The sequence below is a fragment of the Streptomyces sp. NPDC096105 genome, from assembly GCF_044763335.1.
Classification (GTDB): Bacteria; Actinomycetota; Actinomycetes; order Streptomycetales; family Streptomycetaceae; genus Streptomyces.
The window spans coordinates 112,150-135,980 of record NZ_JBIWGC010000013.1 but is presented as its reverse complement, the minus strand read 5'-3'; the positions used below and the strand labels follow the sequence as shown (position 1 = coordinate 135,980).

20 protein-coding genes are annotated in these 23,831 nt (G+C 73.0%); 13 read left to right on the top strand and 7 right to left on the bottom strand.

What is annotated here, in order from left to right; translation table 11 throughout:
- The first annotated feature begins 15 nt into the window (after window positions 1–15).
- From mqnE to ACIQ8B_RS21105, 8 genes are all read left to right on the top strand, one after another.
- Window positions 16–1,179, top strand: coding sequence for an aminofutalosine synthase MqnE (mqnE, locus tag ACIQ8B_RS21140; protein WP_403548698.1), 1,164 nt, complete (start codon window positions 16–18; stop codon window positions 1,177–1,179).
- A gap of 226 nt (window positions 1,180–1,405) precedes the next feature.
- Window positions 1,406–1,930 carry a GNAT family N-acetyltransferase gene (locus tag ACIQ8B_RS21135; protein ID WP_290005619.1) on the top strand — a complete coding sequence of 175 codons (525 nt, stop codon included), beginning with the start codon at window positions 1,406–1,408 and terminating at the stop codon, window positions 1,928–1,930.
- Window positions 1,931–2,060: 130 nt separating this feature from the next.
- Window positions 2,061–2,378, top strand: a complete 318-nt coding sequence (locus tag ACIQ8B_RS21130) for a DUF4229 domain-containing protein (RefSeq protein ID WP_106413015.1) — start codon at window positions 2,061–2,063, stop codon at window positions 2,376–2,378.
- A 167-nt stretch (window positions 2,379–2,545) separates the two neighbouring features.
- Window positions 2,546–2,647 (top strand): putative leader peptide, encoded by a 102-nt coding sequence (locus ACIQ8B_RS21125; RefSeq protein WP_342210895.1) that lies wholly within the window; start codon window positions 2,546–2,548, stop codon window positions 2,645–2,647.
- A gap of 57 nt (window positions 2,648–2,704) precedes the next feature.
- A complete protein-coding gene (locus ACIQ8B_RS21120) occupies window positions 2,705–4,024 on the top strand; it encodes a dicarboxylate/amino acid:cation symporter (protein ID WP_290005621.1) in 1,320 nt (439 codons plus the stop codon).
- A gap of 164 nt (window positions 4,025–4,188) precedes the next feature.
- A complete protein-coding gene (locus ACIQ8B_RS21115; protein WP_290005623.1) occupies window positions 4,189–5,883 on the top strand; it encodes an SPFH domain-containing protein in 1,695 nt (564 codons plus the stop codon).
- A complete protein-coding gene (locus tag ACIQ8B_RS21110; RefSeq protein WP_290005626.1) occupies window positions 5,880–7,205 on the top strand; it encodes an SPFH domain-containing protein in 1,326 nt (441 codons plus the stop codon). The genes ACIQ8B_RS21115 and ACIQ8B_RS21110 overlap by 4 nt, the downstream gene beginning before the upstream one ends.
- A gap of 23 nt (window positions 7,206–7,228) precedes the next feature.
- Window positions 7,229–7,930, top strand: coding sequence for a TetR/AcrR family transcriptional regulator (locus ACIQ8B_RS21105; RefSeq protein ID WP_403548694.1), 702 nt, complete (start codon window positions 7,229–7,231; stop codon window positions 7,928–7,930).
- A gap of 41 nt (window positions 7,931–7,971) precedes the next feature.
- Here ACIQ8B_RS21105 and ACIQ8B_RS21100 read toward each other — a convergent pair whose 3' ends face one another.
- Together ACIQ8B_RS21100 and ACIQ8B_RS21095 are read right to left on the bottom strand one after the other, a co-directional pair.
- Entirely contained in the window at window positions 7,972–8,835 is an 864-nt protein-coding gene (locus tag ACIQ8B_RS21100; RefSeq protein WP_290005858.1) for a MaoC family dehydratase, read from the bottom strand.
- Between the two features lie 5 nt (window positions 8,836–8,840).
- Window positions 8,841–10,145 carry a 3-oxoacyl-ACP reductase gene (locus ACIQ8B_RS21095; RefSeq protein WP_403548692.1) on the bottom strand — a complete coding sequence of 435 codons (1,305 nt, stop codon included), beginning with the start codon at window positions 10,143–10,145 and terminating at the stop codon, window positions 8,841–8,843.
- Window positions 10,146–10,245: 100 nt separating this feature from the next.
- Between ACIQ8B_RS21095 and ACIQ8B_RS21090 the strand changes: the two genes are divergently transcribed.
- Complete coding sequence (locus ACIQ8B_RS21090; RefSeq protein ID WP_403548690.1) at window positions 10,246–11,532, top strand: acetyl-CoA C-acetyltransferase; 1,287 nt, start codon at window positions 10,246–10,248, stop codon at window positions 11,530–11,532.
- A 241-nt stretch (window positions 11,533–11,773) separates the two neighbouring features.
- Entirely contained in the window at window positions 11,774–13,699 is a 1,926-nt protein-coding gene (locus ACIQ8B_RS21085; protein WP_403548688.1) for an AMP-dependent synthetase/ligase, read from the top strand.
- Window positions 13,700–13,723: 24 nt separating this feature from the next.
- On the opposite strand, the gene ACIQ8B_RS21080 is transcribed toward ACIQ8B_RS21085, so the two are convergent.
- From ACIQ8B_RS21080 to ACIQ8B_RS21070, 3 genes are read right to left on the bottom strand one after another with little or no spacing between them, the layout of a single operon-like run.
- Entirely contained in the window at window positions 13,724–14,407 is a 684-nt protein-coding gene (locus ACIQ8B_RS21080; RefSeq protein WP_403548686.1) for a class I SAM-dependent methyltransferase, read from the bottom strand.
- A 50-nt stretch (window positions 14,408–14,457) separates the two neighbouring features.
- Window positions 14,458–14,754: an AzlD domain-containing protein gene (locus ACIQ8B_RS21075; RefSeq protein ID WP_403548792.1), complete on the bottom strand. Its 297-nt coding sequence runs from the start codon at window positions 14,752–14,754 to the stop codon at window positions 14,458–14,460.
- Between the two features lie 14 nt (window positions 14,755–14,768).
- Complete coding sequence (locus ACIQ8B_RS21070) at window positions 14,769–15,482, bottom strand: AzlC family ABC transporter permease (protein ID WP_403548684.1); 714 nt, start codon at window positions 15,480–15,482, stop codon at window positions 14,769–14,771.
- Between the two features lie 68 nt (window positions 15,483–15,550).
- Between ACIQ8B_RS21070 and ACIQ8B_RS21065 the strand changes: the two genes are divergently transcribed.
- A complete protein-coding gene (locus tag ACIQ8B_RS21065; protein WP_403548682.1) occupies window positions 15,551–16,117 on the top strand; it encodes a helix-turn-helix domain-containing protein in 567 nt (188 codons plus the stop codon).
- Window positions 16,118–16,391: 274 nt separating this feature from the next.
- Here the strand turns inward: ACIQ8B_RS21065 and ACIQ8B_RS21060 are convergent, their stop codons facing one another.
- Window positions 16,392–16,595, bottom strand: coding sequence for a cold-shock protein (locus tag ACIQ8B_RS21060; protein WP_006133199.1), 204 nt, complete (start codon window positions 16,593–16,595; stop codon window positions 16,392–16,394).
- Window positions 16,596–16,893: 298 nt separating this feature from the next.
- Here ACIQ8B_RS21060 and ACIQ8B_RS21055 point away from each other — a divergent pair, with 298 nt between their 5' ends.
- Window positions 16,894–17,742, top strand: coding sequence for a menaquinone biosynthetic enzyme MqnA/MqnD family protein (locus ACIQ8B_RS21055; RefSeq protein ID WP_403548680.1), 849 nt, complete (start codon window positions 16,894–16,896; stop codon window positions 17,740–17,742).
- 569 nt (window positions 17,743–18,311) lie between these two features.
- On the opposite strand, the gene ACIQ8B_RS21050 is transcribed toward ACIQ8B_RS21055, so the two are convergent.
- Window positions 18,312–23,024, bottom strand: a complete 4,713-nt coding sequence (locus ACIQ8B_RS21050; RefSeq protein WP_403548678.1) for an FtsK/SpoIIIE domain-containing protein — start codon at window positions 23,022–23,024, stop codon at window positions 18,312–18,314.
- Window positions 23,025–23,351: 327 nt separating this feature from the next.
- On the opposite strand from ACIQ8B_RS21050, the gene ACIQ8B_RS21045 reads away from it, so the two are divergent.
- Window positions 23,352–23,651, top strand: coding sequence for a WXG100 family type VII secretion target (locus ACIQ8B_RS21045; protein WP_006133193.1), 300 nt, complete (start codon window positions 23,352–23,354; stop codon window positions 23,649–23,651).
- Window positions 23,652–23,831 lie beyond the last annotated feature (180 nt).

Here is a 23,831-nt window from a genome sequence, read left to right as displayed (position 1 = left end):
GAAAGAGGTAACGGCATGGACGTCGGGCTCAAGCGCGAGCTGGAGGAGAAGGTCCGCTCCGGTGAGCGGCTGACCCGCGAGGACGGCATCGCGCTCTACGAGTCGGACGACCTGGCATGGCTGGGCGGACTGGCGCACGAGGTGCGCACGCGCCTCAACGGCGACGTCGTGCACTTCAACGTCAACCGCCACCTCAACATGACCAACGTGTGCACGGCGTCGTGCGCGTACTGCTCCTTCCAGCGCAAGCCGGGGGAGAAGGACGCGTACACGATGCGCATCGAGGAGGCGGTGAAGCTCGCCGAGGAGATGCGGTCGGAAAACCTCACCGAGCTGCACATCGTCAACGGGCTCCACCCGAACCTGCCGTGGCGCTACTACCCGCGGTCGCTGCGGGAGCTGAAGGCGGCGCTGCCGGAGGTGTCGCTGAAGGCGTTCACCGCCACGGAGATCCACCACTTCGAGACGATCTCGGGGCTCGGCGCGAGCGAGATCCTCGACGAACTCATCGACGCGGGGCTCGAGTCGCTCACCGGCGGCGGCGCCGAGATCTTCGACTGGGAGGTCCGGCAGCACATCGTGGACCACGACACCCACTGGGAGGACTGGTCCCGCATCCACCGGCTGGCGCACGAGAAGGGCCTGAAGACCCCGTGCACCATGCTCTACGGCCACATCGAGGAGCCGCGCCACCGTGTGGACCACGTGCTGCGGCTGCGGGAGCTGCAGGACGAGACCGGCGGCTTCCAGGTCTTCATCCCGCTGCGGTACCAGCACGACTTCGTGGACATGAAGGACGGCAGGATCCGCAACCGGCTGCAGGCGCGGACGCAGATGGCGACGGGGGCGGAGGCGCTGAAGACCTTCGCGGTGTCACGGCTGCTGTTCGACAACGTGCCGCACGTCAAGGTGTTCTGGGTGATGCACGGCGTGCAGACGGCGCAGCTGGCGCTGCAGCACGGTGCGGACGACATGGACGGGTCGGTGGTCGAGTACAAGATCACGCATGACGCGGACAACTTCGGCACGCCGAACAAGCTGACGCGCGAGGATCTGCTGGACCTGATCCGGGACGCGGGGTTCCGGCCCGTGGAGCGGAACACCCGGTACGAGATCATCCGCGAGTACGAGGGCCCGGACCCGGCCCGCCGCGAGTCGCCCCAGCCGATGCGGGTCTGACTCCCGTCAGGGGGTTCCGGCCGTCGCCGTCCGCGGCGGAGTGGTGGGCCGGTCGCGCAGTTCCCCGCGCCCCTGGGGGTGCTGCGGTGACCGCGCCCCGAAGGGGCGCGGGGAACTGCGCGAGCAACCCATGACGACCCGCACCCGGGTCGGTGCCGCAACCCCTGCGGCGGTGGCCGCCGGAATTCGACTGCGGTCCTGCGGGGGTAAGGGCTAGCATCTCAAAATGCCCCTTACCTTCACTGTGGACCCCGACGTCACCCCCGCCCTCCGTGACGGCATCCTCACCCTCTGGACCGACGTCTCCAACGCCGGCGGGGCCGTCGGGTACGTGCCGCCGGTGACGCGGGAGGACATCCGCCCCGGCCTGCTGCGGCAGTTCGCCGACATGGCGCAGGGGCGCTCCCGGCTGGTCGTGGGGCACGACGAGGAGGGCCGGGTCGCCGCGACGGCGTTCCTCACCCGGAACGACCACCCCCTGATGACCCACTGGATCTGGCTCTACACGGTGATGGTCCACCCCCGCCACCAGGGCAAGGGCTACGGCCGTGACCTGCTCGCCGAGGCCGGGCGGACCGCCCGCACGATGGACGGCGTGCAGGCGATCCGCCTCGGCTGCCGCGGCGGGCTCGGCCTGGAGCACTTCTACGCCTCCTGCGGATACAAGGAGGTCGGCCGGGTCCCGGGCGCGATCCGCGTGGCGCCCGGCGACGACCGCGACGACGTGATCATGCTGCTCACACTGGCGTGAGGCCCGTACGGGCCCCCACCGCCCCGTACCGCCCCCGCACCCCGCTGAAAGATCGGCCGCCGGTCGTGCTTCACTGGACGTCGTCCCCTTACGGGATGTTTCTGACCGTACGCACGGAAGAGTGGATGAGATGCTCCGCTACACGCTGATGCGCCTCGGGATCTTCGCGGGCTGCCTCGTGGTCGTCTGGGCCCTCGTCTACTCGGGTCTCGCGCCGCGCGGTCTCGGCGACTCCAACGGTCTGTGGATCGTGCTGCTCGCGCTGCTGATCTCCGCGCCGATCAGCCTCGTCGTGCTCCGCAAGGAACGGGACCGGGCCTCGGAGCGGATCGTGCGCCGCATGCAGCGCGCCAAGGCCGACCTGGAGGCCAACCGCTCCCAGGAGGACGCGGCCGACGACACGGCCCGCGCCCAGGGCCAGGCCCCGGGCCAGGCGCAGACCTCGTGACGCCATGACGCCGTAACGTCCCTCACACCCGCGCACCGCACGCCGGCGCCCCGGACTCCCTCTCGCCAGGGATACCGGGGCGCTTTGCGTTCTATGCGTGTGTTCGTCGTCACGCCTTTCAAAGCAAGACTTTGAGGTTCTCAAAGTTCAGGTGTTACGGTCGTCGGGTGAAGTCAGCAGCCGTGTTCCCCACGCCCCGGAGTGTTCCGCTCGTGGCGCGCCTGCACGTGGATCTCTGCCGGGTCACCACCGCGAACTGTCAGCCCTGACGCCGCGCCACCCCCGAGTCCCTCGTCACATCCCTCACGCGTCCCCCTCACCGGAGCATGTCCGTGTCCTCGAACACGCAGTTGAAGCGGTCCGTCCGCGTGCCCTTCTGGGCCCAGATACTCATCGGCCTCGCCCTGGGCGTCCTGCTCGGCTGGCTCGCCCGCAGCCAGGACCTGTCCTGGCTGGTCACCACCCTGGAGAAGGTCGGCGGCACCTTCATCGGCCTGCTGAAGCTGGCCGTCGCCCCGCTGGTCTTCTTCGCGATCCTCGTCTCCGTCACCAACCTCAGGAAGGTCAACAACGCGGCCCGGCTGGCCTCGCGGACCCTCCTGTGGTTCATGGTCACCTCGCTGATCGCGGTGGCGATCGGTCTGGTCATCGGCCTGGTCACCGATCCCGGCGCGGGCACCGGCCTCACCCCGGCCGACGGCGGCACCCCGGAGAAGACCGGCTCCTGGATCGACTTCCTCACCGGCATCGTGCCGACCGACGTGATCACGCCGTTCACCGAGCTGAACGTGCTGCAGATCGTCTTCATGGCCGTCGTGGCCGGCATCGCCGCCCTGCAGCTCGGTGAGAAGGCCCAGCCGATCCTCACCCTCAGCGAGTCCGTCCTGGAGCTGCTGCAGAAGGCCCTGTGGTGGGTCATCCGCCTGGCCCCGATCGGCACCGTCGGCCTCATCGGCAACGCCATCGCCACCTACGGCTGGGACCTGATCGGCCAGTACGCCACCTTCACCGCCGACATCTACGTCGGCTGCCTCATCGTCCTCTTCGGCGTCTACCCGGCGCTGCTGGCGACGGTCGCCAAGGTCAACCCGGTGCAGTTCTTCAAGGGCGCCTGGCCCGCGATCCAGCTGGCCTTCGTCTCCCGCTCCTCCGTCGGCACCATGCCGCTCACCCAGAAGGTCACCGAGCGCCTGGGCGTGCCCAAGGAGTACGCGAGCTTCGCCGTGCCGTTCGGCGCGACCACGAAGATGGACGGCTGCGCCGCGATCTACCCGGCCATCGCCGCGATCTTCGTCGCGCAGATCTTCGACGTCCCGCTCGGCGTCGGCGACTACCTGCTGATCGCGTTCGTCTCGGTGGTGGGCTCCGCCGCCACGGCCGGTCTCACCGGCGCGACGGTCATGCTGACCCTCACCCTGTCCACCCTCGGCCTGCCGATGGAGGGCGTGGGCCTGCTGCTCGCCATCGACCCGATCCTGGACATGATCCGCACGGCGACGAACGTCGCGGGCCAGGCGCTCGTCCCGGTCGTCGTCTCCGCCCGTGAGGGCCTGCTCGACCGTCAGGCGTACGACTCCGTGCACGCCTCCCCGGTCGACGAGGCCCCCGAGGCGGAGGACCGCCGTCCGGTCACCGCGGCGGCCTGACGCTTCGCGACCGCGCCGAGGGGCGCATTCCGGCAACGAGACACGGGTGACCGTTGCTGGGGTGCGCCCCTTCCGCGTGTTCGCTTTCGTGGTGTGTGATCACCGGACCACACGATTCCCCGCGGTCCAGTGCGGGGACGGCACCACAGGCGAAGGGGGACCCCGTGGCACGTACGCGGGCGCAGAGCCTACGCAACGTCGCACAGTCGGTCATCGGCGGCGCGGATCCGCGCGCCGCGGCCCGTGAGGAACTGCACCGCCGCACCGGAGGCGGCGGTACGCCGCCGTCGGCCGGCACGCGCGGGGACACGGGCGAGGACGAGCGGTTCGAGACGGGCGAGGGCATGGACCCGGCCGACTTCCCGGCCGCCCGGGAGCAGGACGGCAGCTCCGTCGACACCGTGATGCGGCAGAAGACCGTGGCGCTGGACGAGGCCGGCGAGGCGCTGAGCCGCAGCGAGCAGCTGCGGGAGGACGGCGAGGCGGTGCACGCCATCTACCCGATGGTGATGCCCAAGGGCCGTTCCCTGCTGTCCATGCTGCCGGTCCTGTCGCTGCTGGTGATCGGGCTGATCGGCACGTCGGTCGTGTCCGCGGCCGGCGGCTGGAGCGCGACCCAGCCGCTGTTCGGGCTGCACTACTGGGTGATCGCGGTGGCCGCCGTCGCGTTCGTGTGGTGGCGGCAGGGTCTGGTCATGGTGCCGGACGGGTGCCAGGCGATGATCACCCGCTTCGGCAAGCTGGAGAAGGTCGTCGGGCCGGGCCGGGTCACTCTGATCAGTCCGTGGAAGCGGGTGTCGTACATCGTCAACACCACCCGCGAGTACCCGTTCAACGCGCCGGTGCGGGAGGCCCCCACCAAGGGCGGTGTGAAGGCGTCCATCGACCTGTTCATCCAGTTCCGGATCAGCGACCCGGTGGAGTTCGTCTACACGCTCGGCGCGGTGCGCGGCTTCGAGGAGAAGCTGGGCAACGCGGTCAGCGAGACCATCCGCAGCCTGATCTACGAGCAGGAGGCGGCCGGCATCTACGACATGGTCGGCGAGGACAGCGGGCGGCTGCTGGAGCAGCTCAACCAGCAGTTCCGCCCGGCCGTGGAGCTGACCAACGCCAACATCACGCACGCCGAGCCCGCGGACCGCCGCTACCGGATGGACCTGGCCGCGCCCGAGATGGTGCGCATGGCCAAGGAGGCGTACACGCACGAGTACGCGCTGCAGTTGCGCAAGGAGCAGGACGAGGGCGACCTGAACCGCGAGCTCGCCTCCAGCCAGGAGACGCTGTCCGCGATCCAGGCCGACATCGCCCAGTACCAGGCGCAGATGGACACCGCCGTGGAGCGCGAGACCAACCGCGCCGAGGCCCTCGCCCGCCAGCGCTACGTGCAGGCCGAGTCGGAGGCCAAGGCCAACGCGGCGTTGCTGGAGGCGCAGGCCCTCGACATCCGCGCGGTGACCGCCGCGCAGGCCCCGGAGATCCTGGAGTACCGCTACCAGCAGCAGGTGCTCGACACTCTGGAGCAGGTCGCCGACCATCTGCCCCGGCTGGTGCGCATCGGCGGCGGCGACGGCGACGGGGCCGCCGGGATCGACTTCCTGGAGCTGGCGCGCGAGCTGGTCGGCGAGCGCGGCGCGGAGCTGTTCGGCGACGCGGAGATGGCCGCCGTGCGGGAGCGGCTGGCGGAGGTGTCCGAGCGGATCGCCTCCCGTGAGGAGGAGATCGCCGCGCTGCTGGAGGCCGAGCGGCCGACCGTCGTGCCGCAGATGCCCGACGAGCCCGCCGAGGGCGTCACGAACGATGCGCCCGAGGGTGCCGCAGCAGGCGACGAGTCCGGGTCCGCCGAGGAGGTCCAGCCGTGAGTTCCGTCCGCAGTCACCGTCGTTCGGTCATCTCCGAGGCCGTCGCGCCCTGGGGCGACATCGCCCGCCTGCTGCGCGGCGGCGAGGCCGGCACCCTGCTGCCGGTCATCATCCCCAAGCACCGCCGCCGCCTGTGGTGGATGCTGCCGTTCTGGGCCGGCGGCTACGCCCTGCTGACGGGCGTGATGCTGACGCTGCGGGAGTCCGGCTCCGACGGGCTCGGCGGCATGGCCGCCGGCGCGCTGGCCACCTTCTCCTACGTCGTCGGCGTGCTGCTGCTGGTGATCGGCGGCCTGTGGTGGTGGCGCTCCTCGATCGTCGAGATCGAGCAGGGCACCCACGGGGTGCTCACCCGGTACGGGGCCGTCGTGCGCACCCTGGACGCGGGCCGGCACTACCTGTGGCACCCCTGGTCGCGGGTCGACTTCGTCGTCGACACGGCCACCGAGATCCCGTACTCGGCGCCCGTCATGGCCTGCCCCACGCAGGAGAACGTGCCGCTGCGCTCGATCGAGTTCTTCCTGAAGTTCCGCATCACCGACGCGGTGCTGTTCGTCCGCACCATCGGCGCGGGCAACTTCGACCTGGTGCTGTCCAGCGCCGTGCAGGACGCGATCCGGCAGCGGGCCCGCAGGGTGCGCACCGAGCGCGCCTACGACCTGCGCGGCTCGGACGTCGCCGACATGCAGGACCTGCTCAACCGTCAGCTGGACCGCTACGGCGTGCGGATCACCGGCTGCAACATCCCCGACGTGCAGCTGCCGGCGCAGTACCAGCAGCACCTGGCCACCCGTGAGCAGGTCGCCAAGGAGCGGACCGCCTACGAGCAGGAGTGGGGCCTGATCCGCAAGCGCCGCATCGACAGCCTGGGCATGGACATCGAGCGGGCCAAGAAGATCCGTGACGCCCGGATCGTCGAGGTGCGGGCGGCGCTGAACCGGGCCCGCGAGGAGGTCGCCCAGCTGCTGGAGCGGCAGGAGACCGAGGCCCAGCGGGTGCGCTTCGAGATCGAGACGCGCGGCCGCAGCGGTCTCATCGCCGCCGAGAACGAGGCCCGCGCCCAGCAGGCGCTCGCCCAGGCGTACCGGGACAACCGCGCGGTGCTCCAGTACGAACTGGCCCGCAGGCGGCTGGAGGTGGGCTCCCGGCTGGCCGGGAAGGCGCCGCGTCCGGTGGTGGTGCGCACCGACGGCGGCACCGACACCTCGGCGCTGTCGACGCTGTTCACCGCGCAGCTGCTGCCCCGGCTCACCTCGGGCGACCGGGCGCCGGCCGGCGGTCCGGTCCGGCCGGCCGAGGACGGTGGCCACGACCCGCGGTAGCGGCGGACCGTACGCTGTGTCCCATGGGTGCCGTGAAGACGAAGCGGATGCCGCGTGCGGTCCGTGAACAGCAGATGCTGGACGCAGCCGTACGCACCTTCGGACACCGGGGGTACATGGCCGCGTCGATGGACGAGATCGCCGAACTGGCGGGCGTGTCCAAGCCGTTGGTGTACCTGTACCTCAACTCCAAGGAGGACCTGTTCACCGCGTGCATCCGGCGGGAGGCCAGGGCGCTCACCGAGGCGGTGCGCGCGGGGGCCCGGCCCGAGCTGCCGGCGGACCGGCAGCTCTGGTCGGGCCTGACCGCGTTCTTCACGCACACCGCCCGGCACCCCGACGGCTGGGCGGTGCTGCACCTCCAGGCGCGCACCCACGGTGAGGTGTTCGCCGCCGAGGTGGCCGAGATGCGCGCGGAGATCGTCGCGTTCGTGACGCAGCTCATCCTGGCCGCCGCGCGGGAGGCCCACCGGGACCCCGACCCGCGGGAGGCGGAGATCTCCGGGCTGGCGGAGGCGCTGGTCGGAGCCGCCGAGTCGCTCGCCGACTGGGCCAACGCCACCCCCGGCGTCACCGCCCGGCAGGCGGCCACGACGCTGATGAACTTCGCGTGGGCCGGGCTGGGCGACCTGATGGCCGGACGCCACTGGACGCCACTCGATGACGACACCGGGGACGGGGACGCTCCGGAGGCCCGGAGCGCGGTCGCCCCGCCGGTGAGGTGAGTCTGGCCGTCCTTGCCCCGCACAGGATGACGCGGCCGGCGTCAGAGCGGGCGTACCTCACCGGTGAGGTGAACCCTGCCGCGGCTCCCGCGCAGGGCGAACCGCCCGCCGTGCGCCGCGTACGTCACCGTGCCGGGCAGCAGCACCGGCGCCCGGAAGCCGGCCCGTACCTCGGCCGCGTCCGGGGTGCCGTGGGCGGCGAGGCAGCGGGCGACGGTCCACATGCCGTGCGCGATGGCGCGGGGGAAGCCGAAGAGGCGTGCGGTGAGCGGGTGCAGGTGGATCGGGTTGCGGTCGCCGGACGCGGCGCCGTAGCGGCGGCCCAGGTCGCCGGGGAGCCGCCACTCCTCGACGGCGGGCAGCTCGGGCTCCTCCGTCCGCGCCGGCTCCTTCGGGGGCGCGGCGGCGGTGCGGTGCCGGGCGAGGTAGGTGCTGCGCGACTCCCACACGAGGCCGCCGTCGGCGCGCAGTTCCGTGACCACGGCGGCCTCGGTGCCGCGCCGGTGCGGAGCCAGCCCGTCGACGTGCACGGTGAGGTCGTAGCAGGCGGTGGACGGGGTCGCGCGGTGCCGGGTGATGCCGATCGACGTGTGCACGAGGCCGAGCAGCGGGAGGGGGAAGTCCCGTGCGCTCATCAGCCGCATCGCCAGCGGGAAGCCCAGCACGTGCGGATACGTCACCGGCAGGGTGTCCGCGGTGGCCGGGAAGCCGCACACCCGCGCGTACGCGGCGAGCCTGGCGGGGTCGGGGCGCAGGCCCGGAAGGACCAGCCGGGTGCGGGGGTGCGCGGCGGCGGGGTCCGGGCGCCGGAAGGGCGACAGGATCGCGCCGCGGGCGAGCAGCGGGGGGAGGGACGGGGTGCGGGAGAGCACGGCCTCGGCCTGCTCCGGCGGGGTCGCTGTCACGGCGGTCACGCCCCCAGCAGGCTCTGGCCGCAGACGCGCACGACCTGGCCGTTGACCGCGCCCGAGCCGGGGTGGGCGAACCAGGCGGTGGTCTCGGCGACGTCGACGGGCAGGCCGCCCTGGGCGAGGGAGTTCATCCGGCGTCCGGCCTCCCGGATGAAGAGGGGGACGGCGGCCGTCATCTTCGTCTCGATGAAGCCGGGCGCGACCGCGTTCACCGTCACCCCGTGCTCGGCGAGCGCCCGGGGCGCCAGGGCGCGGACGAAGCCGGTGACACCCGCCTTGCTCGCGCCGTAGTTGGTCTGGCCGGCGTTCCCGGCGATGCCCGCGATGGAGGCGGTGGCGACGATCCGGCCGTCGCGGCGCAGCGCCCCGGCCTCCAGCAGCGCGTCGGTGGTGCGCAGCACGCTCGCCAGGTTCACCTCCAGCACGGAACTCCAGCGGTCCTTCGGCATGTTGACCAGGCGGCGGTCGCGGGTGACGCCCGCATTGTGGACGAGCACGTCCAGCCCGCCGGGGAGCGCCCCGGCGATGCGGGCGCCCGCGTCGGCGGCGGTCATGTCGAGCAGCAGCACGCTGCCGCCGATGCGTTCGGCGACCCGGCGGGCGTCCTGCTCGGCCTGCGGGACGTCGAGGACGACCACCTCGGCGCCGTCCCGGGCCAGGGTCCCGGCGACGGCCTCGCCGATGCCCCGCGCGGCGCCGGTGACCAGGGCGGTGCGGCCGGCCAGGGGGCGGTCGGCGTCCTCGGGGGCGGGGCTCTCCCGGTCGCCGACGGCGATGACCTGGCCGCTGACGTAGGCGGACTTGGGGGAGAGCAGGAAGCGCAGGGTGGACTCGGCGGCGTGGGCGTCGGTGAGGCGGACGAGGTTGACGGTCCTGCCGCCGCCGATCTCCTTGCCGAGGGAGCGGGTGAACCCCTCCAGCGCCTGCTGGGCGGCGGCCTGGTGGTGGTCGGCGGCGTCGAGCGGGGCGCCGAGCACGACGATCCGGCCGCTCTCGGCGACGGACCGGACGACGGGGTGCAGGGCGGCGTGCACCCCGTCGAGGCCCTCGACGGTGCGTACCCCGGTGGCGTCCAGGACGACCGCGGCGGGCCGGCCGGCGTTGTCCGGGCCGGGTCCGGTGCGGGCGAGGACGGGGGCGAGGTCCAGGCGGGAGGCGCCCGCGGTGAGGTGGAGCAGCCCGCCGTCCAGTGCCGGGCGCTCCGGTGACCAGCGGCGCAGCGGGGCGGGCCGGGGCAGCCCCAGGCGGCGCGTGAGGAAGCGGCCCGGCGCGGTGCCGGTGAAGCTCAGGTAGCGGTCGGCCATCGGGGACTCCCAGGTGTGCGGACGAGGGGCTCACTTGGTGCTTACTCTGGAGTAAGGTTACTGGAGGTAAGCCTATGTCACGGTGGAGGAGCAGGTCGAGATGAGCACCTTGAAACCGGCGGCGGCCCGGCGCGTCGCGGTCATCGGCGGCAGCCGCGTCCCGTTCGCCCGCTCCGACGGGCCCTACGCCACCGCCTCCAACCAGGAGATGCTCACCGCCGCCCTGGACGGCCTCGTCGAGCGGTACGGGCTCGACGAGCCGGGCGCGGTGGGCGAGTTCGTCGCCGGCGCGGTCCTCAAGCACAGCCGCGACTTCAACCTCGCCCGCGAGACCGTCCTCGGCTCCCGCCTCGACCCCCGCACCCCCGCCTACGACATCCAGCAGGCCTGCGGCACCGGACTCCAGGCGGTCGTCGCCGCCGCCAACAAGATCGCTCTCGGCCAGACCGAGGCCGCGGTCGCCGGCGGCTCCGACACCGCGAGCGACGCGCCCCTCGGCGTCAACGACGCCCTGCGCAAGGTGTTGTTGGAGGCGCGCCGCGCGACGTCGCTCGGCGCCCGCCTCAAGGCGCTCGCCAAGGTGCGCCCCGGCCACCTCGTCCCCGACATCCCGCGCAACGCCGAACCGCGCACCGGGCTGTCCATGGGCGAGCACGCGGCTGTCACCGCCCGCGCCTGGGGCATCACCCGCGAGGCCCAGGACGAACTGGCCGCGACCAGCCACCAGCGGCTCGCCGCCGCGTACGAACGCGGCTTCTTCCAGGACCTGGTGGTGCCCTTCCGCGGCCTGGCCCGCGACCAGAACCTGCGCCCCGGCTCCACGGTGGAGAAACTCGCCACGCTCAAGCCGGTGTTCGGCCTGGACGGGCCCGGACCCACCATGACGGCGGGCAACTCGACCCCGCTCACCGACGGCGCCGCCGTCGTCCTGCTGGCGAGCGAGGAGTGGGCCGAGGAGCGCGGTCTGGAGCCGCTGGCCCACCTCACCGCGTACGAGACCGCCGCCGTCGACTTCGTGCACGGCGACGTCGCCGACGGCGAGGACGGCCTGCTGATGGCGCCCGCCCATGCCGTCCCGCGCATGCTGGAGCGGGCCGGGCTGGACCTCGGGGACTTCGACCTGATCGAGGTGCACGAGGCGTTCGCCTCCCAGGTGCTGGCCACCCTGGCCGCCTGGGAGAAGCGCGGCCTGCCGCCCGTCGACCGGTCCCGGCTGAACGTGGCCGGTTCCTCGCTCGCCACCGGCCACCCCTTCGCCGCCACCGGCGCCCGCATCGTGGCCACCCTCGCCAAGCTCCTCGCCGAGCGGGACGCCCCCGGCCGCGGGCTGATCTCGATCTGCGCGGCCGGCGGGCAGGGTGTCACGGCCGTCCTGGAACGGCCCTGAACAGGGGCGTCCCGGCCCCGGACGGGGGCGTACCCGAGTGACCCTCGCGTAACCGCCGACACTGCACACGCTCGGTCCCGGTCCACCCCCGAACCGGCACGAACCCCTCACGCCGGGGCCGTACGATCCCCGCACCGGCCGGCGGCGTCCCGAGCCGCGGACGCCGCCGGTGAGCGCCCCGGCGTGCGCGGCACGTACGCCGGGGTCCCCGCAGTTCGCCTGCACGCCCCAGGAGCCGCCCGTGTCCTCCCCGCACCACGCCACCGCTCTCGACGCCGACGTCCACGGGGCGCCCGTCCTCGTCCCGCCGGCCGTCCGCCGGCTGGACGGGATCGTCCGGGAGGCCTCCGTGCCGCCGTTCGCGCGGCCGGTGCGGCACGGCTCCCTCGCCGACCTGCCGTTCGAGAACGCGAGCACCGCGCCCGGCGACGTCGTGCTCAGCCGGAAGACCACGGACGGCTCCTGGCACGACGTCACGGCGGAACGGTTCGCCGCCGAGGTCCTCGCCGCCGCCAGGGGACTCGTCGCCGAAGGGCTGGCGCCCGGCGACCGGATCGCCGTCATGGCCCGCACGGTCTACGAGTGGACCCTCCTCGACTTCGCCGCCTGGGCCGCCGGCCTGGTCACCGTCCCCGTCTACCCCACCTCGTCCGCCTACCAGACGCGCTGGATCCTCCAGGACTCCGGCGCCGTCGCCGTGATCACCGAGACCGCCGCCCAGGCCGCCGCCCTCGGCCCGCAACTGCCGCACCTGCCCGACCTGCGGCACGTGTGGGTCATGGAGAAGGGCCACGTCGACGCCCTCGCGGACGCCGGAGCCCGCATACCCGACCACGAGATCGAGGTGCGCCGGGGCATGCTCGGCCCCGACACCCTCGCCACCCTCGTCCACACCTCCGGCACCACCGGCCGCCCCAAGGGCTGCGCCCTCACCCACGGCAACTTCCTCGCCGAGGTGGACAACGCCGTCGAGCTGCTCTACCCCGTCTTCCGGGACCGCACGGACGACGAGGCGTCCGTCCTGCTCTTCCTCCCCCTGTCCCACGTCTTCGGCCGCATGGTCGCCGTGGCCTGCGTGCGCGCCCGGGTGCGGCTCGGGCACGCGCCCAGCCTGGCCGCCGAGGACCTGCTGCCGGACCTGGCGAGCTTCCGCCCCACCTGCCTGCTCACCATCCCGTACATGCTGGAGAAGGTCTTCAACACCGCCCGCGCCAAGGCCGAGACGGGCGGCCGGCAGTCCGCCTTCGACCGCGCGGCCACGGTGGCCCGCCGCTACGGCGAGGCCCTGGAGGCCCGGCGGACCGGCACCGGCGACGGCCCCTCCCGCTCCCTCAGGACGGCCCGCGCCTTCTACGACCCGCTGGTCTACCGGAGGATCCGCAACGCCATGGGCGGCAGGGTCCGCTACGCCATCTGCGGCGGCTCCCCGCTGGGCCGCCGCCTCGCCGCCTTCTACGCCGGCGCCGGCATCGAGATCTTCGAGGGCTACGGCCTCACCGAGACCACCGGCGCCTCGACCGTGACGCCCCCGCTGAAGCCCCGCCTGGGCACCGTCGGCTGGCCGCTGCCCGGCACGAGGATCCGCATCGCGGCGGACGGCGAGGTCCTGGTCGCGGGCGAGCACGTGCTGCGCGGCTACTGGAACCCGCAGGCGGGCGGGGTCGTGCCCGCCACCCGGGACGGCTGGTTCGCCACCGGCGACCTCGGCGAGCTGGACGACGAGGGCTATCTGACCATCACCGGCCGCAAGAAGGAGCTGATCATCACCGCGGGCGGCAAGAGCGTCGCCCCGGCCCCGCTGGAGAACTGGCTCCGCTCCCACCCCCTGATCTCCCAGGTGATGATCCTCGGCGACCACCGCCCCTACGTGACCGCCCTGATCACCCTCGACCCCGACGGCGTCGCCCACTGGCGCCGGATGAACGGCAAGCACCCCGTCCCCGCGGAACTCCTCGTCGACGACGAGGAACTGCGGGCGGTCCTCCAGCGCGCCGTCGACGAGGCCAACAGGATGCTGTCCCGCCCGGAGTCCATCCGCCGCTTCGCCGTCCTCCCGGTCGACCTCACCGAGGAGTCCGGCCATCTGACGCCGTCGATGAAGCTGCGCCGCGAGGCGGTCCTGCGGGACTTCGCGGACGACGTGGAGGCGCTGTACGGGGGGCGGTGAACCGCTGGTGGGCGGAGCCGGACGTCAGGCGGGGTCCTCGCCGGGCACGCGGGCCATCAGGAAGGCCTGCGGGGTGGGCTCGCCCCGCCGGGTGTCGGCCTCCCGGACGGTGCGCTGCACCAGGGCGAACCCGGCCGCCTCCAGCAGCTCCGCGATCCGCTCCGGCCGCATCCGCCGGAAGTCGAGGGCGACCGGGTGGCCCCAGGGGCGCACGTGCCGGCGCGGCTCGTCGCCCATCTGGAACGCCACCAGCAGATGGCCCCCGGGCGCCAGCACCCGGCGGAACTCGGCGTACACGGCGGGCAGGTCCTCCGGCGGCGTGTGGATGGTGGAGTACCAGGACACGAGCCCGGCGAGGGAGCCGTCGGGGTGGTCCAGGGCGAGCATCGAGCCCTGCGCGAAGCGCAGTCCGGGGTTCTCCCGGCGGGCGATCGCCAGCATCGACTCCGACAGGTCGACGCCGTGGACGTCCAGGCCGAGCGAGGCGAGGAACCCGGTCACCCGGCCCGGGCCGCAGCCCACGTCGGCCACCGGCCCGCCCCCGCCGACCAGTTCGGCGAAACCGGCCAGCACGGCCCGGTCCAGCGGCGTGGCGGCGGGATGGTCCCGGAACGCCTCGGCGTAGTCCTCGGCGATCGCGTCGTAGAAGGCGCGGGTGGCGCGGACGTGCTCCGGCTGCTCGGCGTGCGCGGGTCGGCTCGTGGTCATGGGCGGGACGCTACCGGGGGCCACTGACAACCCGTCGGGTGCCGCGTCCCCTACGCCACCCCGGCGGCCCGCAGCGCCGCCGTCGCCGCCGCGGCGCCCAGCACCACCACGGCGAACGGCGCCCGGCGCCACGCCAGCACCCCGCCCACGGCCACCCCGGCCGGGCGCGCCCACCCGGCGAACTCCCCGCCCTCGCTCAGCGCCCCCGTCGCCAGCAGCGCCACCAGCAGCACCACCGCCCCGGCCGACAGCAGCACGCGCACCCGGTCCGGCAGCTCCACCCGCCCGTGCAGCACGGGCCCCACCAGCCGGAAGGCGTACGTCCCCACCGCCAGCACGAGCACCATCACGGCGGTCCCGCTCACGTCCGCCGCCCCTTCCGCCCGTGCCCGTGCAGCAGCAGTCCCGCCGACGCCGCGAGCACGGGCACGCCCGCCGGCACGGCCGGGGTGAGCGCCAGGGCGAGCACGGCGCCGGCGAGAGCGGCCCGGCGGACGCCGGCGTCCTCACGCAGGGTGGGCAGGACCAGGGCGGCCAGAGCGGCGGGGAAGGCCGCGTCCAGGCCGTAACGGGCGGTGTCGCCCAGCGCGCCGCCGGCCAGGGCGCCCGCGGCCACGCAGGCGTTCCACACGGCGAACAGTCCGACGCCCGAGACCCAGAAGGCGGCCCGGCGGCGGGCCGGATCCCGCTGGGCGAGGGTGAAGGCCACGGTCTCGTCGGTCACCAGGTGCGCCCCGACCAGGCGGGCGAGCCGGGTCCGCCCGATGTGCTCGGCGACCGCCAGGCTGAACGCGGCCGTGCGGGTGTTGAGCAGCAGCCCCGTGGCCGCCGCCGCGACCGGGCCGCCGCCCGCGAGCAGCACACCCACCGCACTGAACTGGGCGGAGCCCGCGTACACCACCAGGGACATCACCACCGGCACCCACACGGGCAGCCCTCCGGCGACCGCGATCGCCCCGAACGACACTCCGACGACGCCTCCGGCGAGACACACCAGGGACACGTCCCTGAGCAGCCCGGCGTCGACGGCCGACGGGCCGGGACCGGACGAGGGTGTTCGCTGCATCGAACGCATGTTTTCTACAATGGACAGACGCCCCCGCGTTCGTCAAGCCGAACAAAGAGTCTTCTGGAGCGAACGACATGACCGACGGCACGCCGTCCCGCCTGCCCCTCGACTGGATCGCCGCGGCCCTGCGCCGCGAACGCACCCGCGCCGGTCTCTCCCTCTCCGAGCTGGCCAAACGCGCCGGGATCGCCAAGTCCACGCTGTCCCAGCTGGAGTCGGCCGCCGGCAATCCGAGCATGGAGACGCTGTGGGCGCTGGCGGTCGCGCTGGGCGTGCCGTTCAGCGCGCTGGTGGAGCCTCCGGCGCCCGCCGTGCAGGTGATCAGGGCGGGGGAGGGGCCGACCGTGCGCTCGGACCGGTCCAGCTATGTCGCCACCCTGCTGTCGGCGAGTCCTCCCGGCGCGCGGCGCGACCTCTACGCGGTGGATCTGGAGCCGGGGACGGTCCGGACCTCCGACCCGCACATTCCGGGGACGGTGGAGCACATCGTGGTGAGCGCCGGACGGGTGGCGGCGGGTCCCGAGGGCGAGCAGGTGGAACTCGGCGCCGGGGACTACATGGCGTATCGCGGGGACGTGCCGCACCGCTACGAGGCGCTGGAGCCCGGCACGAAATTCTTGCTGATCATGCAGCACGTCTGAGAGGGCGTGCGGGGACGCGCGGGGCGGCGAATTCGCCCCCGCATTCGGGCAGGCCCGGAGGGATCCCGTGCCGCCCTGAGGGCGGTCCCGGAGGACCCCGAGGGCGATCCCCTGCGGTTCCGAGGGGGATCCCGTACGGGTCCGGGAGCCGTTCAGTGAGAATTCACCGGACTTTCCCCGAGGGCCGTCCCGGAGAAAAGGCAGGAGCCCCGCTCGCCTCGCGGCGTGGGGCTCCTTGGGTACTGCTAGTCGTTCCCGGATCGGAGGATCAGGGTCAGGCCGGGGTGACGTTCTCCGCCTGCGGGCCCTTCGGGCCCTGCGTGACGTCGAAGGTGACCTGCTGGTTCTCCTCGAGGGACCGGAAGCCGGTCGCGTTGATCGCGGAGTAGTGGACGAAGACGTCGGGGCCGCCGCCCTCCTGGGCGATGAATCCGAAGCCCTTTTCGGCGTTGAACCACTTCACGGTTCCGGTAGCCATAAGCCCTCCTTGGGCTCAAAGGGTTGCCCTGCTCCAGAACCAGCAAGTGTGAAGACTATTCCGCACAACTGCATCCGTCTGAGAACGACGAGAGCCCGCGGTCACATGCTCCGCAGGCTCTGTACTGCAAGGGAAACCAAACTGCAACTTGCGATGAGCGTAGCACGCGGAGGCCCGAGCGCAATAGAGGCCAAGATCACTTCACCCGAATGTTTGAACGCCCCGTTCGTCACGCGCGTGCGCGGGGACGGACGGGGGCGACCGCCGCGCCGCCCGGCGCAAGGTCTAGCCTCACGATGTGGACAATCCTCGCACCCGGCCGCGCGTCGGCCACATCCAGTTCCTGAACTGCCTGCCCCTGTACTGGGGGCTCGCGAGAACGGGCACGCTCCTCGACTTCGAGCTGACGAAGGACACCCCGGAGAAGCTCAGCGAGCAGCTGGTGCAGGGCGACCTCGACATCGGGCCCATCACCCTGGTCGAGTACCTCAAGCACGCGGACCAGCTCGTCGCCTTCCCCGACATCGCCGTCGGCTGCGACGGCCCGGTCATGTCCTGCGTGGTCGTCTCGCAGGTCCCGCTGGACCGGCTGGACGGGGCGCGGGTCGCCCTCGGGTCGACCTCCCGCACCTCCGTACGGCTCGCCCAGCTCCTCCTCGCCGAGAAGTACGGCGTGCGGCCCGACTACTACACCTGCCCGCCCGACCTGAGCCTGATGATGCAGGAGGCGGAGGCGGCCGTCCTGATCGGCGACGCGGCCCTGCGCGCCAACATGGTCGACGGCCCCCGCTACGGCCTCGAGGTGCACGACCTGGGCGCGCTGTGGAAGCAGTGGACGGGCCTGCCGTTCGTCTTCGCCGTCTGGGCGGCCCGCAAGGAGTACGCGGAGCGCGAGCCTGTCCTCACCCGCAAGGTGCACGAGGCCTTCCTCGCCTCCCGCAACCTCTCCCTGGAAGAGGTCGACAAGGTGGCCGAGCAGGCGGCCCGCTGGGAGGCCTTCGACGAGAAGACCCTGGCCCAGTACTTCACCACCCTCGACTTCCGCTTCGGCGCCCCGCAGCTGGAGGCGGTCGCCGAGTTCGCCCGCCGCGTGGGGCCGACGACGGGGTTCCCGGCGGACGTGCGGGTGGAGCTGCTGCAGCCGTGACCCGCTGACGGCCGCCCCGCGCGGCCGGTCCGGGCCCCCGACCCGGGCCGGCCACCACCCTGCCGGGTGGCAACGGCGTACCGGTGCGACGGGGGAGGGACGGCGCCATGCGGCCGCCCGGCACGGACGAACCCACGGTCGTGGGGCCCTGCCGGCGGCGCGGCCGGCTCGGACCGGCCCTCCGGCACCCCGCCCGCCGCCCGCCTCGGGACCCGGGAGGGACAGGCCGCCTCGCGCGAGAGCGTCACCACCCCGCTCGGCGCGTTCCGCGTCACCCTCAAGGACGCGGAGGCCGGCCAACGCGTCGGCACCCCGCGGCACACGGGCATCGTCGGCGGGATCCGCGACGACGCCCTCACCCTGAAGGAGATCACCGCCCAGCGGACCGTCACGACCTCCGTGGGCGCCGGGACCGACCGGGACGTCTGCGACCGGGCCCGCCGCACCGTCCTCCTCACCCCGGCCGGCGACGGCCCGGTCCACGAGTCGGACAGCGGGGAGCCGGGGCCGCCGAGGGCCCGGCTCCCGAAGAGCGAGCAGCCGGCCCCCGGTCCGCGCGGGCGCCTCGCTCAGCCCGGGACGACGACCGTCCGCAGCTCGCCGTCCCCGAGGTGCAGCATGCCCTTGCCCGGCGCGACCTGCCCGCCGACCATCCCCCGGGACAGCCGGACGCCGATGAGGTCGCCGCTGGACGACTCCTGCGGGGAGAGCAGGATGCCCCGCCGCGCCTTCTTCGCGTCGACCTGCCAGCCGGAGAAGCCGCTGCACACGTCCTCCTCGTCACCGGCGATGACGAGGGCGAGCCCGCGTTCGGCGCCGCGCGAGACCAGCTTCTTCAACTGGCTCCCGGCATCGCAGTCCTCGAGGATCTCGCCGTCGTCGACCAGCACGGCGACCGGCTCCTCCGGGGACGCCTCGTCGACCAGCTCCTCGAACTCGTCCTCGTCGATGTCGTCGCCCGTGAAGACCTTCAGCACGCCCTCCGCGCCGTCCAGCTGCCGCAGCGGCGACTGGCGCGGGGCGGCGATCACCAGCCGCGTCCCCTGCGCGAGGAACGACTGGGCGAAGTTCATCAGCACCGTGGAACGGCCCGACTTGGCCGGACCCGCGATCACGAACGCCGGCACCCCGTCGGCGAGATCGGGCCCGAAGCCGACGATCTCGTCGCCGCCGATGCCGGCCAGACCGAACAGCTTCGACCGCGACGCCTCCGGGTCGCGCAGCTCCCACGCCTCGGGGAAGGAGATCCGGCTCGGCAGGCTGTCCACCCGGAACGGCCGCCGCGTGCGCGGCACTTCGGCGTCCCGCGCGGCCGCCGCCTCGCCGATCGCGGTCAGCGCAGCCGCCTGCCCCTGACCCGTGGTGTCCTCGGCGAGCAGCGCGAACTGCGTCTCCGTACCGGACTCGTTGCGGAAGGCACGGCCCGGCGGGATCTCCTCCGGCACCTTGCGGGCGGGGATGCCGAGCGAAGAGAAGTCGCTGCGGTCGGCGAGCCGCAGACCGTACTTGTCCTCCGTGAGGCTCGCGATCCGGCCCACCAGCAGCGTCCGGTCACCGGTCAGCACCAGGTGGATGCCGACGCTCGCGCCCTCCCGCATCATCGTCTGCAGCTCGTCGGTGAGCGAACCGTGGTCGATCTCGCCGAGCGTGGGCACCCAGCCCTCCCAGCGGTCCAGCAGCACCACGATGTGCGGCAGCCGCTCGTCCTCGGCGGACGCGGCCCGCTGCTCCCCGATGTCCGCGAAGCCCGCCTCCGCCAACAGGTCCTGGCGGCGCGACAGTTCGCCCTTGAGCCGGTTGACCAGCCGGATCACCCGCTCGGTCTGGTTGCGGCCGACCACCGCGCCGCAGTGCGGCAGCCGGGTCAGCGCGTTGAGCGCGCCGTTGCCGCAGTCGATGCCGTACAGGTGGACGTCGGCCACGGAGTGGGTGCGGGCCAGGGAGCCCGCGATGGTGCGCAGCACCTGCGACCGGCCGCTGCGCGGGGCGCCGCCGATCATCAGGTGGCCGAACGTGGAGAAGTCCACGACGACCGGGCGGCGGGCCTGGTCGGCGGGCAGGTCCTCGACGCCGAACGGCGCCGGCGGCAGCGTGCCCGGCGCGGGCGCGTACGCCGGCACCTCGATGTCGTCCAGCAGCAGCGTCTCGTCCAGGGCGGGCAGCCACGGGCTGTGCTGGGCGGGGATGCCGAGCGCGCGGTTGGCGTCGCGCACCGCGTCGACCAGCACCTTCAGGTCGGTGATCTCCTCGTCCTCGCGCGCCTCGGACTTCGGCTTGGCGAGCGCGGACCGGCCCAGGTCCTCCCAGGTCAGCGGACCCACCCAGGGCGCGAGGGCGGCCGGGTCCGCGGCGCCGGGCCGCCGGCCGCCGACCCGGCCCGACTGGAACGGCACCAGCGAGGCGTGCCCCAGCCGGGCGTAGGCGCGGCCCGGGGTGCTCTTGGCGATGTGCCCGGCCTCGGGCGAGTCGATGACGTCCGTCGACTCGCCGGCGTCCGTCACGCGCAGCGCGATGCGCAGGTTGGTGTTGGCGCGGATCTCGGGGGAGACGACACCGCTCGGCCGCTGGGTGGCGAGCAGCAGGTGGATGCCGAGGGAACGGCCTCGCTGGGCGATGTTCACCAGGCCGGTGACGAAGTCCGGCAGGTCGCGCACCATCGAGGCGAACTCGTCGATGACGATGAGCAGCCGCGGCACCGGCGGGTGCGACGGGTCGCGCCGCACCAGGTCCTGGTAGTCCTCGATGTCCTTGGCGTCGGCGGCGGCCAGGATGTGCTCGCGCCGCTTCAGCTCGGCGCCCAGCGACTCCAGGGCGCGCTCCACGAGATGGGCGTCGAGGTCGGTCACCATGCCGACGGTGTGCGGGAGTTTGACGCAGTCCTTGAACGCGGAGCCGCCCTTGTAGTCCACGAGGACGAACGTCATGTTCTCGGGGGTGTTGGCGACGGCCAGCGCCGCGACGATCGTCTGCAGCAGCTCCGACTTGCCCGAACCGGTCGTACCGGCGATGAGGCCGTGCGGACCGTCCTTGCGCATGTCGATGCCGAACGGCCCGTCGTACGACTCGCCGATCACCGCGAGCGTCGACTGCCCGCCCGTCCGCCACCGCGCCGCGATCGCGTCACTCGTCGGCGGCTCCAGCTGCAGCACGTCCAGCAGCCGGCTGGACCCGGGCAGCGCCGAGTCCTCGGTCTCCCCGCTGATGTCCCGCAGCGGCGACAGGGCACGGGCCAGCCGCAGGCACCAGGCGGGCGAGACGAAGTCCGGCCGTACGTCCGCGATGCGCTCGGCGCCGGCCTCCTCGACGCGCAGCCGCAGCTTGTCGGGCGCCTGCTGGGCACGGCCCGGCTCGGGGGCGTCGCTGTGCCAGGCATGGAAGGAGGGGAAGCCGCCCGCGACGGCCGGCTGGGCCGCGCGGTCGGCCCGCTGCCGCTCGCGCTCCTCGGGGCGCGGCTCGGCGACGACGAACGCCTGGCACTCGCCGGGCAGGAACCGCTCCTCGGCGTCCAGACAGATCGCGTACATCGACACCGAAGGGCCCTCGCGCAGCAGCCGCACCACGCCGGGCAGCGACCGCAGCCGCCGCGAGCCGTCCCAGACGACCACGATGTCGGGGTCGCTGAACGTCGTGCCCTGGGAACGGTTCTGCTCGGCGGCCTTCCTGCGGGCGTCGAGGATCTGCGTCAGCTCGCCGATCCGGGCGCCGACCGTCTCGGCGTCGGTGCCTATGAGGACGTTCACGTCCTGGCCGCCGGAGGGGCGGGCGTGCGGCAGCCAGCGCACCCAGTCCCAGGACTCCTGCGCGGAGTTCTCGCTCAGCACGTAGAACTGCACGTCCATCGGGCTGTGCAGCGCGGCGGTCTGGCCGACGGCCCACCGCCCCAGCGCGCGCGCCGAGTCGCCGGGACCCGCGACGCCGATGACGCCGAGTCCGCGCAGGTCCAGCGCGACCGGGGCGTCCTCGATCTTCCAGGTCACCTGGCGCCGGTGGTCGTCCTGCTCCGGGTCGTCCAGCACCACCTCGGACGGCAGCCGCCCGGTGCCGAACCGCAGCAGCAGATGGTCGCGGTCGGTGCGGCGCCGCTCCCACAACCGGGTGCGCGGCCCCGTGCCCAGGGACAGCACCGTCGCCGGGTCGGGGATGGCGTGCCGCCGGTCGTCGCGCTCCGCGACCAGCGCGTCCTGGGCGTCCTTCTCGATCCGGGCCTTCTGCTCCTCGTACTCCTTGACCTGCTTCGCGTGGGACTTGCGGCCGTGCTTCTTGTCGTTGAAGTAGTTGGCGAAGAGCAGAACGGGGCTGAGCGCCGCCATGATCAGGTAGTACCAGCGCTGGAAGATCGCCACCATGACGACCGACCCGACCAGCGGCGTCAGCGCCATGATCCAGGGCAGGGGCCGGGCCTCGTAGTCGCGGGGCTTGGAGGGCAGCCGGAAACTGGTCTGCCGCTGGGGCGGACGGAGCCGGGGCGGCCGGTTGTAGTCGAGCCCGATGCCGTCGTCGGACCACTTCAGGGCGGCGTTGGGAGGGGAGTAACGGGCCAGCTCGAGCAGGGTGTTGCCGACGGCGATCTGCCCCCCGAGCGGCCAGTCGAACCGCCCGCCACGCTGGGCGGCGGCGCTTTCGGCGCCGTCCTTCTTCTTCTTTTTCTTCTTCTTCTTCTTCTTCCGGCGCTTCTTCTCGGAGCCGTTGTCGGCGTCGTCACCACTCTCGCCGCGGCGCTTCTCCTCGTCGCGCCGCTCCTGGACGTCGACGATGGGCTCGCCGTCGAGGGTGACGCCGGCGTGCTCGCCGTGCACGACGACCTGACAGGTCCCGTCGGTGGCGACGGAGAGGGTCAGCGCGCGGGCCTCGACCTCGGGGTCGTCGACACGGACGTACGAGGCGTTGCCGCTGCCGATGTCGTAGCGGCCGACGCCGAGCCGGTGCACGAAGCCGGCCGCGGGCCCGCCGACGACGCGCAGCTCCACGAGTCCGGTGGGCTCACCGGGCAGGCATCCGGAGGGGTCCTGGAGGGACACCACGGCGCCGTCGCGCAGGGGGGAGCCGACGACGGTCGCGGAGGGGTCGACGGCGTACCCGTCGACGTACACCATCGGCGTGGTCCCGGCGGGCGCCTGCCCCTGGTGCCCGTGTCCGATGGGGACGACCCGGGCGCCGGCGTGCCCGACCTGTGCGGCCAGTTCGCGTGCGATGTCGCCCACGGTCGACTCGGGATCGGCATCGAGGACGACATCGGCGGAGTTCCCGCCGTACGGATCGACGACGGTCAGAGTCAGGCGCACGCTCGTCCTCCCCAGGCCCTGCGGCCGCTTCCACCCCGCGGCGCACAGTCCCGCCGACGATATCGGCTCGGACCGCTCGGAAGGCAGCCGGGGAGCGTGCCGCATTCCCGGCAGCAACGGCGTCCACCGGTTGTGACCGCTGCCTTCACAAGGTGGGGATGTGGCAGCGCAGTTCACCGCCGTAAGCTGCTGCCGCAAGAGCGGACGGACACACCGGTGGACCTGGGCGGCCCCTGAGCCGCAGGGGGCGCGACGGCAGGCCGGCAGGTCCGCGAACAAGGGAGCCACGGGGGTTGGCCCTGCGGCGTTGCGAAGGGAAGCGGCTTCATGGCCAAAGACCTTGACATCACATATCAGGACATGCGGGAAGCTGCCAAGCATGTCGTGAAGGAGAAGGAAAAGCTCCAGGAGAAGCTGGACGGCCTCCGCAAGTACATCAACAACCTCGTCAACTCGGGCTACGTCACCAAGAGCTCCTCGAAGGCCTTCGACGAGAACTTCGACGAGTTCACCAACGGCGCGAAGACCACGCTGGACGGCCTGGACGGCATGGGCGACTACCTCACCATGGCGGCCGACAAGTTCGAGCAGATCGACGACGAGCTGGCGAAGGCGGCGCGGAAGTAACCTCCGGCCGCTGGGCGGAGTTACATCGGCGGTGGGGCGGGTGAGCAAGGGTTCCCCGTCCCACCGGTCCGTGCCGTGACACCACCCAGTGGGGGACATGTTGTCGGATCAGAGTGCCGACATCGGACGCATCAAGCGGAGTTCCAAGTCCCGGGCGCGACGTCGATCACGCTGGCGGGT